Below are 12,721 nucleotides of genomic sequence, written 5' to 3' on the forward strand. Positions count from 1 at the left end.
AACCGCCATTATCCCTTAACCCTCTGGTTGGGGTTCAGGATCAATGCCGTGACCGCCGGGCGCATCCTTAGGCTTGTCTTTTGGGCCGGAACTGGGGACCGAAGAACGCGTTTCCCCGTCATCGGATGAATCATCGGGTTCACGAACAATGGTGCCGCCATCCATGATGATTTTAATGTCATCGCCAGAAAGGGTTTCAAATTCCAAAAGCCCCGTGGCAATGGCATGAAGTTCGCTTTCATAATCGGCCAGAATGTTCTTTGCCGCTGTTTCACCCTGTTCGGCAATAGAACGAATTTCTTCATCGATGAGCTGGTTGGTGGCATCAGAGACGGTCTTGTGTTGGGTCACCGAATGGCCCAGAAACACTTCTTCTTCGTTTGGTGAATACCGTAATGGCCCAAGCTTATCGCTCATGCCCCATTCGGTCACCATACGCCGGGCCAGATTGGTGGCTTGACGAATATCATCACCTGCACCGGTGGTCACATTTTCAGGGCCAAATACCATTTCTTCCGCTGCACGGCCACCAAACATCATGGCAATCTTTGAGCTAAGCTCCAGTTTGGCATAGCCATACCGGTCTTTCTCCGGCAGCGCCATGGTAAGCCCCAATGCGCGCCCTCTGGGAACGATCGTCACCTTGTGCAAGGGGTCATGCTTTGGCACGTGCATGGCCACCAATGCGTGGCCTGCTTCATGGTAGGCGGTCAGTTTGCGCTCTTCCTCGCTCATGACCATAGAACGGCGTTCTGCGCCCATCATCACCTTGTCTTTGGACTCTTCTAACGTGGCCATGGTCACCATACGCAGGCCTTTGCGTGCTGCCAGCAAGGCCGCTTCATTGACCAGATTGGCAAGGTCCGCACCGGAGAAACCGGGGGTGCCACGGGCAATTACCTTGGCATCGGCATCGGGTGCCAAGGGCACTTTCTTCATATGGACTTTAAGAATTTTTTCACGCCCCAACACATCCGGGTTGGGCACCGTTACCTGGCGATCAAAGCGGCCGGGGCGAAGGAGGGCCGGATCAAGAACATCGGGACGGTTGGTCGCGGCAATCAAGATCACGCCTTCATTGGCCTCAAAGCCATCCATTTCAACCAGCAACTGATTGAGGGTCTGTTCGCGTTCATCATTGCCCCCGCCCAGTCCGGCACCACGATGGCGACCAACGGCATCGATTTCATCGATGAAGATAATGCATGGGGCATTTTTCTTGCCCTGTTCAAACATGTCACGCACCCGCGATGCGCCAACACCAACGAACATTTCAACAAAATCAGAACCCGATATGGTAAAAAACGGCACATTGGCTTCACCGGCAATCGCACGGGCCAAAAGCGTCTTACCTGTTCCCGGGGGGCCAACCAGCAACACACCCTTGGGCAATTTGCCGCCAAGGCGCTGGAATTTTTGTGGGTCGCGGAGAAAGTCCACCACTTCTTCTAATCCTTGCTTGGCTTCATCAATGCCCGCAACGTCTTCAAAGGTAACCCGCACCAGCTTTTCGCTCAGAAGCCGCGCTTTGGATTTTCCGAAGCCCATGGCACGGCCACTGCCAGATTGCATCTGGCGCATGAAGAAAATCCACACCCCCACCAGCAACAGCATCGGGAACCATGACAACAAAATCCCCAGAAGTGACGGAGTGCGTTCTTCAACCGGGGCAGCCGTAATGCGCACACCCTGCTTGGTCAAACGGGTCACCAAGGATGGATCTTGGGGGGAATAGGTCGAAAAAGCGCGGCCATCAGAAAAGTGGCCATTGATGGTCTGTCCCTGGATGGTGACATCGGCGATCTGACCACGGTCAACTTCGATCACAAAATCAGAAAATGCCAACCTGCTTTCCGCTTCCTTATTACCCGGAGTCTGGAACAGGTTAAAAACGGCAATCAGCAAAAGTCCGATGATGACCCACAGTGCCAGATTACGACCAAATTGATTCACGCGCTCAAACCCTCATAAAAATCGATGACAATCATCATTAACAGTCTATCTCAACAGGGACTTCTAACCTGTTAATGCGATCAAGCCAACACATTCACATTAAAACCATTCCAAAGCAATACAGGCTTAGATACAGATTTAAACGTGGTGATCCCATGCACCCCAAACAAGGGGTTTTATCAAGATAGCGTCTCCAGCACGCCAAAAGCGGGGCCGGCCAGCGCAATGGCAGAAAACGGGGAAATTTCAAGCACCCGAAGGGGCGAATTTCCCGGCCCCGCCCGTCTGTAGCCTAAATGGGGCACCTCCAGCACGCCTTTTTGATCAAAAACAGCCGGCAACGTCTGTCGCACGACATCGGGGAGGGACCGCATAGTGGCGTGTGGGGTGTGTTTGATTTCTGTCCAGCCATCACGCCCAAGGGGGCCAAGCAACAACCGCATTTTTCTGGATTTGTTCCCCTGCGCGCCCTGTTTTTGAACGCCCTGACTTTCACCAAACCGCAACAAAAACCGGCCATCCCAATGAATTTTCGAAGGCCCCGTGATGCACAAATCATCTTCCTGGGCACGGGCTTCCCGGCACACAAGCAGCGATCCGCCTTGTCCTTGTCCCTGATGCTCGGCCAGAATGCGACATCCAGCAAGGGTCCGGGCCTTAAAGGATGCACCCCTTCGTGAACTGGCAATTTCTTCGTAGAGACGATCAAGGCCCGATTGGCGTGGGGGATAAACCCCACCACCCACCATGGCCAGCAGACGAACCAGCGCCCTGATCCCCACCGCCTTTGGCGCCGCCATAACGCTAGAGGCATCAAAACGCACAAACCCCGCAGGATCGGGGCGTGCCGCCACAGCCAACACCCCAGCGACCGTTTCTTCTAAAACCTTGCGATCCTGACCCAAGACACCCGCCGTCTTTGCAATGCGCGCGGCATCCAAGCCTAGTTTGGCAAATTCAGGCATCTTTTCCCGAATCCGTACCCGTGTGTATTTGGTATCTTTGTTTGAAGGGTCTTCGACCCAGATTTGTTTTTCGCGCTTTAGAAACAATTCTAAATGAACGCGATTGCAATCCAGAAGGGGGCGAAGCAACCGATGAGCAGGTTTCTCTGTAACCGATGCCATGGCCGCCAGCCCAAAAAGACCACTGCCCCGGGACAAGCGCATGAGAAAGGTTTCCGCTTGATCATCGCGATGATGACCCAGCAAAAGATGCAAAACACTTTTGTTAAGGCACCAGTTTTCCATCAACCCATAGCGGGCATCCCGGGCGCGTGCCTGAAGGTTTGATCCCCCCGCAACACCTGCGCCAATGTCGCGCGCTTCTTTGGTCCATGTCAGAATGTGATGGTTGATCCCGCGCCGCTTCAGCCACCGGCGAACGGTCAATGCCTCTTTGCGCGACTCTTTGCGCAACCCGTGATCCACCGTCAAGGCGCTCACACGCCCACCGTGGACCCGCGCCCAACGGTCCGCCAGTAAGACAAGCGCCATGCTATCGCCACCCCCTGAAACCGCCACGCCAATATGGGGACACGGTTCATATGGCCCCATCTGTTTCATGGCCCGGTCAAAAGATCGGATCAAAGCAGCCTTCGAAAATTTTTCAATCGATGTGGGCAGGAATGAATTAGATGCGCACATACCCTATTCCCTTTATCGAGACTGGCGCCTTCGGGTTAACGACAGCGCAGTTTCTTGCGCTGTTTGCCGACCCGGGCCTTAATGCGCTTGGCTGCTTTGGAAAATTCTTTAGCCAGCCTTTTAAAGGTTGCACAGGCACTTTTCTTTTTTCCCATTGCCGCCAGCGACATGCCCAGCTTCAAAAGGTTATCCGCACTTTTTGCGCTATTGGGATATTTTTGATACCCCTCAGCGAAAACCTGTGCCGCCCCCCGATAATTTTTGCGCACGTAATGGGTTTCACCCAGCCAATATTGGGCATTGCCTGCCAGTTTGTGCTTGGGATGGACAACCACAAATGCGGACAAAGCCCGCTCAGCATTGACATAATCGGTCTGGAAAAGAAGCCCTGTGGCATGTTTGTATTGTTCTTCCGCTGTCCCTTTGGGCAAAATTTCTGCCGCAGACACAGCCACGGTCTTTGTTGGTTGAACGGCTGCTTTTCCTGGTGCCCCAGAAGCGTTCAAATCCTTGAGCGGAATGGTTCCAAGAATTCCAGGCTGTGATGGCGATGGCGTCATCTGGGGCGGGGCCGCCGATGCGGACGGCGTTGCCCCGTTGGTACCCGGCCCCGCAAGACGCGTTTCCAGCGCCTTGATCCTGAATTCCATATCGGAAACCAGCTTTTTCATTTGAGCGTTGATGCCATCGACAGCATGGTTCAGCTCTTCAATTTTTCCTGTAAAGCCGCGCATCTGGGTTTCTATTTCATCCAAACGCACCTGCATGGTCGCTGCCAGGCCACCATCACTCGGGCCAGCTTGGCCAATCGGGCCAATCGGGGCCGACTTTGCCGCACTACCGCTGCTGCCACCACCACTGCGGCTGCGGTAGACTTGCTGCTGAACGGTGGTCATCTCACGTTGGAGACGCTCAATCTTGTTGATCAGAGATTGCAGTTCGGGCCTTGAAACCTTTTGTGTCAGCGATTGCCCAAAGGCAACACTGTTCATCAAAATGATGCCAGAAAGCACCACAGCGGGAACAAGAGCCCGAAAGGCGGTGCGGAACTTAAATTTCTGATCAAAACCTGTCATGAACAAAATCATCGGCTAAATTCTAGACAAAAATAAGGCGCCCGCCAATCCCGGCACGCATTCAATGCGCAGGATCGGTGGACGCCTAAAACTTGAGACGCTGACCCCGATTAGCTACCGGGGGCGCGAACAACAAGAACGGAACGACGGTTCTGAGACCACGCCGCTGCGTTGGAACCAACAACAGCCGGGCGTTCCTTACCATAAGAGATGGTCTTCAGCCGGTTCGAATTGACACCAAGTGCCACGAGATAATTCTTCGCAGAATTAGCGCGACGCTCGCCAAGTGCCAGATTGTATTCACGCGTTCCCCGCGCATCACAATGGCCTTCAACGGTTACAACCACGGAAGGATATCGTTTAAGCCAGGCGGCTTGACGTTTCAAAACTTCCCGAGCTTTTGGCTGCAGGCTATATTTATCAAAACCAAAGAAAACCCGATCGCCTACATTGACGACAAAATCTTCTGAACTGCCCTTGTTGTTGCTGCCTGCAGATTCAACAGAACCAGCACCGCCAGCAGCGCCGCCTTTGCCATCACCGGCCCCACCAAAGGAACCAGTCTCGCAAGCAGCAAGGAGTAACAGCGCGGCTAAAACGCTAACAAATCTGAGAGCCATGTTTTTATTCCCCCTCATTCGAAGATTTCGGGTAAAGAGCAGACATATTCATAATGCCGCCCGGGTTGATAACGGGCCTAAATCTGTGTCTAAACAGTTAAATCACCGTAAACAAAGTAAACTTATCTTGGTTAACAGGAAATTACTATAAAACGCAATAGCCTAGGTGACAACAGCCATCATAAAAAGAAGCACCCCCTATCTTTTAGGCAATTGGCCGTTATCTAGGGAATCAGAGGCGACCATGCGGGGTCAGAGGCATCAGTTGGAGTTACAATTTCGCGTTCATTATAGCCCGTAATATCGATCGAATAAAGTTTCGACGTACCCCCGCGACCCCGATCATCGGCGGGGGTTTGACGGAAAAACATCAAAACACGGCCATTGGGTGCCCAGGTTGGGCCTTCCACCAGGAAACTTTCCGTCAGCAAGCGTTCACCACTCCCATCGGGGCGCATGATGCCAATAAAAAACCGGCCTTTGCGCAATTTGGTAAAGGCAATCAAATCCCCCCTGGGCGACCACACAGGCGTGGCATAGCGGCCTTTACCGAAACTGATGCGGCGAACATTTTTGCCGTTGGACCGCATGACATAAATTTGCTGCGCGCCACCACGATCAGATTCAAACGCAATGAACTTTCCGTCCGGTGAAAATGATGGGCCTGTATCAATAGCAGGATGGCGGGTCAGACGCTGGACCCGGCGGGTTCTGAGATCAAGGGTGTACACATCCGAATTGCCTTTATCGGCCATCGACATCACAACCTTATTGCCATCGGGGGAAAACCGTGGCGCAAACGTCATGCCCGGAAAATCGCCCAGAACTTCCTGGCGACCAGAATCGATGTTCAAAAGATAAACCCGGGGACGATTTCGATAATACGAAAGATAGGTGATTTCCTGTGCCGTCGGAGAAAAACGCGGTGTCAGCACCAGATGGCTGCCATCGGAAAGATGACGCAGGTTATGACTGTCCTGATCCATGATGGAGAGCCGCTTGATGCGACGCTTGGCCGGGCCAGTTTCTGAAATAAACACAACACGGGTATCAAAATAACCATCTTCCCCGGTGATCCGCTTATAGATGGCATCAGAAATGATGTGGGCCACCCTGCGCCAATTATCGGGCATGGTGAAATAGGCAAGCCCCATCATTTGTTGTTCTGCGAACACATCCCAAAGACGAAATTCAAGCCGGAGCCGACCATCTGCCTGAGCATGAACACGACCGCTGACAAGGGCCTGGGCATTGATTGCACGCCAATCTGCGAACCGGGGCTGAAGCTGCAGGGCTTCGGGGCTTTGAATAAATGCCTTGGGATCAATGGCACGAAACAGGCCTGAGCGCTGTAAATCTGCAACCAGCACTTCAGAGATTTTTCGGCCCGTACTTTTTTCATCCCCACTGACGCCCAAAAAATCAGTGATGGCCAGAGGCATGGGTTCAACCTTGCCACGGGTAATATCAATGCGTAATTCTGCCCTCGCGCCAGCCCCAAAAAATGCCCCGCCAAGACAGAACCCAATCGCCAGAAGTGCCGCGCAAAATATGCGGCTCAATGCACAACCTGACATGGACCATAGAGATACAGTTTTCATGTTTCTTGGCCTTATGCACATTGGCGAGTGTTTTTTCATGGTGCCCCGTTCATTACGATGTTTTTTCATTTTGGCTTTTTGCATCATCTACTTTTTTCTATTTTCGATCTATGGCGGAATTATGACCCTGCTGCTTCTTTGGGATTAAAGCTCAAGACCAGTTCCTTGAATTTGTCGTATTTTTTAGGTGGTATTGGCAAGGGAGAGCACCGGGGATTAAGGACTGCCCGAAGGGCGCTTTCTGCTGCAGAACGGAAAAACGGTTCTGATCCCATGCGCGATTTATCCATAATTGTTGCCTTTGAAACCGTCCCGTCGGGATTAACCCAGACCCGAATGGAGACCACCAGATTTTCTGCATTCTGCGCTCCCGCTGGCACATTCCAACACGCCTCGACCTGACGCCGGATGGCGTCGATTTCGCTGATTGTTGCCTGAGCACCCAACGGCGCGCGCGTCATAACCTTTTTTTCCGGCTTCGGCTTTGGCGGAACGGCTTTCTTCACCTTTTTCTTGGTGGGATTGGCCGAGCGCTCTTCGGGCGCAACATCTTTCAAGAGTGATCGCACAAAATCTTCCCGCGTCTTTGGCCGGGGCCTGCGCCGGGGCCTGACCTTGGCGATTTGCTTGGGTGGCTTTTTGACCACCCGCTTTTTTTTCTTTTTCTTCTTCTTGACGACTTTGCGCTTTGGCTTGGGCAGGATAGGCACTTTTTCGGCATCCGGTGCCAGTTTGCGATTAACGTCAGGCGGTTCTGGAATATTTTTGGGTTTGCGACGCGTTTTTCTGGGCTTTTTGGCAGCCGTTTTTTTAGGCGATTTTTTGGGCTTGGCGCGCTTGGGCTTAGGACGTTCCTTAGCCGTAGTTTTCTCAGAGATCTTCACCATCTCAACGATCCGTGGGGCATCAACCGGGTCTGAAGTATCCCACAACCGTGGCAGACCAAACACAACCAGTAACAGCACCAGAAAATGCAGGAATGCCGACCATATGACACTTTTACGCATGATAGCCCGCTACTTCCGACGCTTGCCGCGCCCCTGAACCGACGGCAATTCGGCAATCAAGGCGACACGACTAAAACCAGCCGCACTGACCGTGCCCATGACCGTGACGATGTCCCCGTAGGCAACAGCACGATCGCCACGAACAAAGATTCTTGTGTCGGGTTTATTTTTGGTGATCGCCACCAGTCGGGCAACCAGAGATGCAATTTCCAATTCAGTTTCCTGAAGAAAAATACGGCCCTCACGATCAATGCTGATCACTAAAGGTTCATCCTGCCCCGTGATCACCGATGCTTTGGTTTTTGGCAGATCAACGGGAACACCCACAGTTAATAACGGTGCTGTCACCATGAAGATGATCAACAAAACCAGCATCACATCCACCATGGGCGTCACGTTGATGTCGCTCATGGGGCCGTGACCGGCACCGGCGCGTCTGTGTTTCCGTCTGCCGCCTCTTCTGGCTGGCGTTGCAAGCTGGCCGCCCATTTAACCTTTCTCCTGCAATTGGCGCGAAAGAATGGCCGTAAAATCGTTGACAAAACCTTCCATACGCGCGGAATACCGCCCGAGATCGGTGGAAAATTTGTTATAGGCAATCACCGCAGGGATGGCCGCAACAAGCCCCAAAGCCGTTGCAAACAAGGCCTCAGCAATCCCCGGAGCGACCACGGCAAGGGAGGTGTTTTTCGAAAGCGCGATGGCCTGAAAACTGTTCATGATGCCCCAAACGGTTCCAAACAAACCAACAAAGGGGGCCGTGGACCCAACGGATGCCAGGAAAATCATATGGCGCTCCAGGCCTTCCATTTCCCGCGACATGGTCGTTTCCATGACCCGTTCAATTCGATCCTGCAGCGCGCCGCGTGAAGATTCCGTATCGAGCAATCCTTTTTCGCTGGAACGCTCCCATTCGCGCATGGCGGATGCAAAAAGATTTTCCATGGGATCATTAGGTCGCCCACCAATGCGTGCGAATAAATCCTCCACCGATCCCCCGGCCCAAAAAGCATCCTCAAATGCATCGGCATCGGCTTCGACCCGACGAATGCGGCGATATTTTTCAAAAACGATTGCCCAGCTCCAGAAGGATGCCAGCAAAAGCATGACCATCACCGCCTTGATGATGAAATCAGCCCTCACAAAAAGCGCCCAGACCGAGACATCAATGGCCGCCTGTCCGCCTAAAGATACTGCTTGAATTGCCGATGGCTCCATTGTCTCTTTACCCCGCCTTGTCCTGATTTACCGTTGAACTTTTAATTCTGAAAACTGCTTCGCAACATCTGCCGGAATGCGCGTCGCGCGACCCGCAGCATTGACACAAGCCATCTGCACCACAAGATGCGCCAATTCATCGTCCCCGCGCTTTACGACCTGATCCATAACAAACTGCGCACCCCCCGATAGTGTCACTTCAGTCCAAACCGCCAGATCATCATCAAGATGTGCCGAAGCTTTAAAATCTGCTTCTACCCGCCGCACCACAAACTGTGTTCCTTCTTTTGCTGCAAGGGCACGATGAGAAACCCCTGCATCTCGCAAATATTCTGTGCGCCCGCGTTCTGCAAACTTCAGGTAATTGGCATAATAAACCACCCCGCCGGCGTCGGTATCTTCGTAATACACGCGAAGATTAAAAATATGGGGGCCAAATGATGGCTTATTCATGACGTTCCCTCTTCGCCCTCTGTTTGCGGGCCATCATCATCCAAAAGCCGGAGCTGGTGAGTCGTCGTGGGAGGCACAAGGCCAAGGTGCCGCCAGCCGCCTTCGGTTAAGGCCCGGCCACGGGGGGTCCGCTGGATCATGCCTTGTTGCAAAAGATAGGGTTCAATCACGTCTTCTATGGCGTCGCGCTGTTCTGACAGGGCCGCGGCCAGGGTTTCCACCCCCACCGGCCCACCGCCATAATGTTCCGCCATGGTCATCAGATACCGCCGGTCCATAGCATCAAGACCCCGCATGTCCACTTCAAGCCGGTCAAGGGCCCCATCCGCTGCAGCGGCATCCACTACGGAGCCCTTTGAAAGGGATGCAAAATCACGAACCCGGCGCAAAAGACGATTGGCCACCCGTGGCGTGCCCCTTGATCGACGCGCGATCTCTTCGGCCCCGTCTTTGGTCAGTTCCAAACCCAGAATCTTGGCACCACGGATCAGAATTTTTTTCAAATCCTCCGGCTCATAAAAATCAAGCCGCAAGGGAATGCCAAACCGGTCCCTGAGCGGTGTCGTCAACAGGCCGGTCCGCGTGGTCGCCCCAATCAGGGTGAACGGTGGCAGATCAATGCGCACACTTCGCGCAGCTGGCCCTTCACCAATCATCAAATCCAGCTCGAAATCTTCCATTGCTGGATAGAGAATTTCTTCGACTGCGGGCTGCAAGCGATGAATTTCATCAATGAACAAAACGTCTCTGGGCTGCATGTTCGTTAACAGCGCCGCCAGATCCCCCGCCCTTGCGATCACCGGGCCTGAGGTGCCGTGATAGCCGACCCCCAATTCCCTGGACACAATGCGTGCAAGGGTCGTTTTACCAAGCCCGGGCGGGCCCGACAAAAGCACATGATCCAGCGCTTCCTGGCGGTCGCGGGCGGCGGTAATAAACACTTCCAGATTATCACAAACCCGGCGCTGGCCCGTAAAATCGGCAAGGCGTTCCGGGCGCAACGCTTCTTCGTTATCGCCCTCAGATGCTGGGTCAACCAATCTGTTTTCTGGCTGGTTTTCGTCCATCACATCTTCCCTTAAGCCGCTGTGCCAAGGCGTGAAAGTCCCGCCTGAATCAACGTCGCCAAAGCCGCATCCGCGCCCAAGGTTCGGGACGCCTCAATGACGGCACCAAAGGCTTCGGTCCGGCCATAGCCCAAATGGACCAATGCTGAAACCGCATCCCCGATCACCTGATCATTGCCCTCGCCCTCGCCTTTGGGCCCATCTTTTGTGCCAGCACTGACTGATCCGGGATCAAAGCTGCCAATTTCCAGAACCCCTGCCTTGTCCTTCAGTTCCGTCGCAATGCGGTTCGCCAATTTTGGTCCGACACCGCTGGCCCGGCCAAGGGCTGCCTTGTCCCCGGTAGCGATGGCACCGGCAATTTCGGTCGGTGTTAAAACACCCAAAATGGCAAGCGCAACCCGGGCGCCAACACCCTGAACCGTGACCAATTGGCAAAACCAGTCCCGTTCAACTTTTGCGACAAATCCATACAGGTGAATGTGGTCTTCGCGAACATGGGTTTCAATTCGAAGGGCAACGGCCTCACCGGGGGCCGGCATTGCCGCAAGGGTGCGCCCGGAACAAAAAACCAGATAGCCAACACCGCCAACATCCACCACGGCCCAGTCTTCGCCGGTGCTGTCCAGAATGCCTTTCAACGATGCAATCATTGAACAACCCCCGGCGCCCGTTTCGTTGCCGCCTGTATGGCCTCTGCCAACAAACCCACACTTGCACCATAATGGGCATGACAAATGGCCACGGCCAATGCATCGGCGGCATCTTCGCTTTCAATTTTTGCTGCGGGCAGAAGGGTCTTCACCATCATCATCACCTGCTGCTTACCCGCATGTCCGGCACCCACCACTGATTTTTTGACCTTGTTGGCCGCATATTCCGCCACCGACAAACCGGCCCGGGCCGGTGCCAAAAGCACCACACCGCGCGCAAGCCCCAGAGCAAGGGTGCTTTGGGCATTCCTGTTCACAAACGTTTCTTCAATGGCCGCAGCCTCTGGGGTATGGGTGCCAATGACGGCGCTCACCCCGTCATATAAAAATGCCAGCCGTTCTGCCATGGGTGCCTTGGCATTGGGCTGCACCACCCCGTTGGCAACATGGGTCAGCTTGCCATCGACAACATCAATAACCCCCCACCCGGTAAACCGAAGGCCGGGGTCAAGGCCGATCAGCCGCATAATCGCCGCACACACAAGGGGTGCATGGAAACATGGGCAGATTTAACCACCAAGCTGTTCCATGATCTCATCGGAAACCTCCAGGTTCGACGCAACCGACTGCACATCGTCATTGTCTTCCAGCACCTCAATCAGGGTCATCAGGGTCTGGGCCTTTTCCACGTTCACTTCTACCGTGTTCTGAGGCTTCCACGTCAGGCCGGCGCTCAATGCGGCGCCGAACTTGGCTTCCAGTGCTTCGGATACAATGGCAAAATCTTCGACTGCGGTAATAATTTCGTGGCCCTCATCGCCTGATTCCACGTCTTGGGCACCGGCTTCAAGGGCCGCTTCGAACACCGTATCGACATCGCCCACATCGGCGCCGTAATTGATGGCCCCAACACGGGAAAACTGGAAGGCAACGGAACCGGTTTCACCCATGTTGCCGCCGTGTTTGCTAAAGGCCGTGCGTACCTCTGCCGCCGTTCGATTGCGATTTTCGGTCAGGGTCTTAACAATCAATGCCACCCCACCCGGGCCATAGCCTTCATAGGTGATTTCATCATAGACAACGCCGTCTTCACCACCTGAACCGCGCTTGATGGCACGTTCAATGTTGTCTTTGGGCATGTTCGCAGCCTTGGCCACCACAATGGCGGACCTGAGCGCCGCATTGAACTCAGGGTCCGGTCCGGCACGGGCGGCAACGGTCAATTCCCGACCTATTTTGGTGAAAACCTTGGCGCGCTTCGCATCTTGGGCGCCCTTGCGATACATAATGTTTTTAAATTTGGAATGGCCAGCCATGGGAACAATATCTAGGTTGTTGAGAATCTAGGTTATGGGATCAATTTGCGGTTTCTATACCACATCTTGTAGATGATGCCACCAAAGGTGTCCAAGAGCCAGCTTTAAGGG

13 protein-coding genes are annotated in these 12,721 nt (G+C 53.8%); all 13 read right to left on the reverse strand.

What is annotated here, in order from left to right; translation table 11 throughout:
* Nucleotides 1-15: 15 nt before the first annotated feature.
* The 13 genes from HOJ08_11125 to HOJ08_11185 all read right to left on the reverse strand — a co-directional run bounded on the left by HOJ08_11125 (nt 16) and on the right by HOJ08_11185 (nt 12,610).
* Nucleotides 16-1,953 (reverse strand): ATP-dependent metallopeptidase FtsH/Yme1/Tma family protein, encoded by a 1,938-nt coding sequence (locus tag HOJ08_11125; protein ID MBT5673979.1) that lies wholly within the window; start codon nt 1,951-1,953, stop codon nt 16-18.
* 179 nt (nt 1,954-2,132) lie between these two features.
* The gene (gene tilS / locus HOJ08_11130) at nt 2,133-3,599 is read right to left on the reverse strand and encodes a tRNA lysidine(34) synthetase TilS (protein ID MBT5673980.1); all 1,467 of its coding nucleotides are present in this window, start codon (nt 3,597-3,599) and stop codon (nt 2,133-2,135) included.
* Between the two features lie 35 nt (nt 3,600-3,634).
* A complete protein-coding gene (gene ybgF, locus HOJ08_11135; protein MBT5673981.1) occupies nt 3,635-4,675 on the reverse strand; it encodes a tol-pal system protein YbgF in 1,041 nt (346 codons plus the stop codon).
* A 110-nt stretch (nt 4,676-4,785) separates the two neighbouring features.
* On the reverse strand, nt 4,786-5,295 hold the full coding sequence (gene pal, locus HOJ08_11140; protein MBT5673982.1) for a peptidoglycan-associated lipoprotein Pal: 510 nt from the start codon (nt 5,293-5,295) through the stop codon (nt 4,786-4,788).
* 224 nt (nt 5,296-5,519) lie between these two features.
* Nucleotides 5,520-6,872, reverse strand: a complete 1,353-nt coding sequence (gene tolB, locus HOJ08_11145) for a Tol-Pal system protein TolB (protein ID MBT5673983.1) — start codon at nt 6,870-6,872, stop codon at nt 5,520-5,522.
* A gap of 143 nt (nt 6,873-7,015) precedes the next feature.
* Nucleotides 7,016-7,903 carry a hypothetical protein gene (locus HOJ08_11150; GenBank protein ID MBT5673984.1) on the reverse strand — a complete coding sequence of 296 codons (888 nt, stop codon included), beginning with the start codon at nt 7,901-7,903 and terminating at the stop codon, nt 7,016-7,018.
* 9 nt (nt 7,904-7,912) lie between these two features.
* Nucleotides 7,913-8,392: a protein TolR gene (tolR, locus tag HOJ08_11155; protein MBT5673985.1), complete on the reverse strand. Its 480-nt coding sequence runs from the start codon at nt 8,390-8,392 to the stop codon at nt 7,913-7,915.
* On the reverse strand, nt 8,393-9,121 hold the full coding sequence (tolQ, locus tag HOJ08_11160) for a protein TolQ (GenBank protein MBT5673986.1): 729 nt from the start codon (nt 9,119-9,121) through the stop codon (nt 8,393-8,395). It lies immediately after the preceding gene.
* Nucleotides 9,122-9,148: 27 nt separating this feature from the next.
* Nucleotides 9,149-9,574: a tol-pal system-associated acyl-CoA thioesterase gene (ybgC, locus tag HOJ08_11165; protein ID MBT5673987.1), complete on the reverse strand. Its 426-nt coding sequence runs from the start codon at nt 9,572-9,574 to the stop codon at nt 9,149-9,151.
* Nucleotides 9,571-10,641, reverse strand: coding sequence for a Holliday junction branch migration DNA helicase RuvB (ruvB, locus tag HOJ08_11170; protein MBT5673988.1), 1,071 nt, complete (start codon nt 10,639-10,641; stop codon nt 9,571-9,573). The genes ybgC and ruvB overlap by 4 nt, the downstream gene beginning before the upstream one ends.
* Nucleotides 10,642-10,652: 11 nt before the next feature.
* The gene (gene ruvA, locus HOJ08_11175; protein ID MBT5673989.1) at nt 10,653-11,294 is read right to left on the reverse strand and encodes a Holliday junction branch migration protein RuvA; all 642 of its coding nucleotides are present in this window, start codon (nt 11,292-11,294) and stop codon (nt 10,653-10,655) included.
* Entirely contained in the window at nt 11,291-11,821 is a 531-nt protein-coding gene (gene ruvC / locus HOJ08_11180; GenBank protein ID MBT5673990.1) for a crossover junction endodeoxyribonuclease RuvC, read from the reverse strand. Before ruvC ends, ruvA begins: the two co-directional genes overlap by 4 nt.
* A 42-nt stretch (nt 11,822-11,863) precedes the next feature.
* Nucleotides 11,864-12,610 carry a YebC/PmpR family DNA-binding transcriptional regulator gene (locus HOJ08_11185; protein MBT5673991.1) on the reverse strand — a complete coding sequence of 249 codons (747 nt, stop codon included), beginning with the start codon at nt 12,608-12,610 and terminating at the stop codon, nt 11,864-11,866.
* Between the last annotated feature and the right edge of the window lie 111 nt (nt 12,611-12,721).

Source organism: Rhodospirillales bacterium (assembly GCA_018666775.1).
In the GTDB taxonomy this organism is placed as follows: Bacteria; Pseudomonadota; Alphaproteobacteria; order SMXQ01; family SMXQ01; genus JABIXC01.

Coding starts and splice junctions, on each gene's coding strand:
- tilS (MBT5673980.1), bottom strand. CDS start 3,599: ATGTGCGCATCTAATTCATTCCTGCCCACATCGATTGAAAAATTTTCG.
- pal (MBT5673982.1), bottom strand. CDS start 5,295: ATGGCTCTCAGATTTGTTAGCGTTTTAGCCGCGCTGTTACTCCTTGCT.
- tolB (MBT5673983.1), bottom strand. CDS start 6,872: ATGTCAGGTTGTGCATTGAGCCGCATATTTTGCGCGGCACTTCTGGCG.
- ruvA (MBT5673989.1), bottom strand. CDS start 11,294: ATGATTGCATCGTTGAAAGGCATTCTGGACAGCACCGGCGAAGACTGG.
- ruvC (MBT5673990.1), bottom strand. CDS start 11,821: ATGCGGCTGATCGGCCTTGACCCCGGCCTTCGGTTTACCGGGTGGGGG.
- tolQ (MBT5673986.1), bottom strand. CDS start 9,121: ATGGAGCCATCGGCAATTCAAGCAGTATCTTTAGGCGGACAGGCGGCC.
- HOJ08_11185 (MBT5673991.1), bottom strand. CDS start 12,610: ATGGCTGGCCATTCCAAATTTAAAAACATTATGTATCGCAAGGGCGCC.
- ruvB (MBT5673988.1), bottom strand. CDS start 10,641: ATGGACGAAAACCAGCCAGAAAACAGATTGGTTGACCCAGCATCTGAG.
- HOJ08_11150 (MBT5673984.1), bottom strand. CDS start 7,903: ATGCGTAAAAGTGTCATATGGTCGGCATTCCTGCATTTTCTGGTGCTG.
- ybgF (MBT5673981.1), bottom strand. CDS start 4,675: ATGACAGGTTTTGATCAGAAATTTAAGTTCCGCACCGCCTTTCGGGCT.
- tolR (MBT5673985.1), bottom strand. CDS start 8,392: ATGGGCGGCCAGCTTGCAACGCCAGCCAGAAGAGGCGGCAGACGGAAA.
- ybgC (MBT5673987.1), bottom strand. CDS start 9,574: ATGAATAAGCCATCATTTGGCCCCCATATTTTTAATCTTCGCGTGTAT.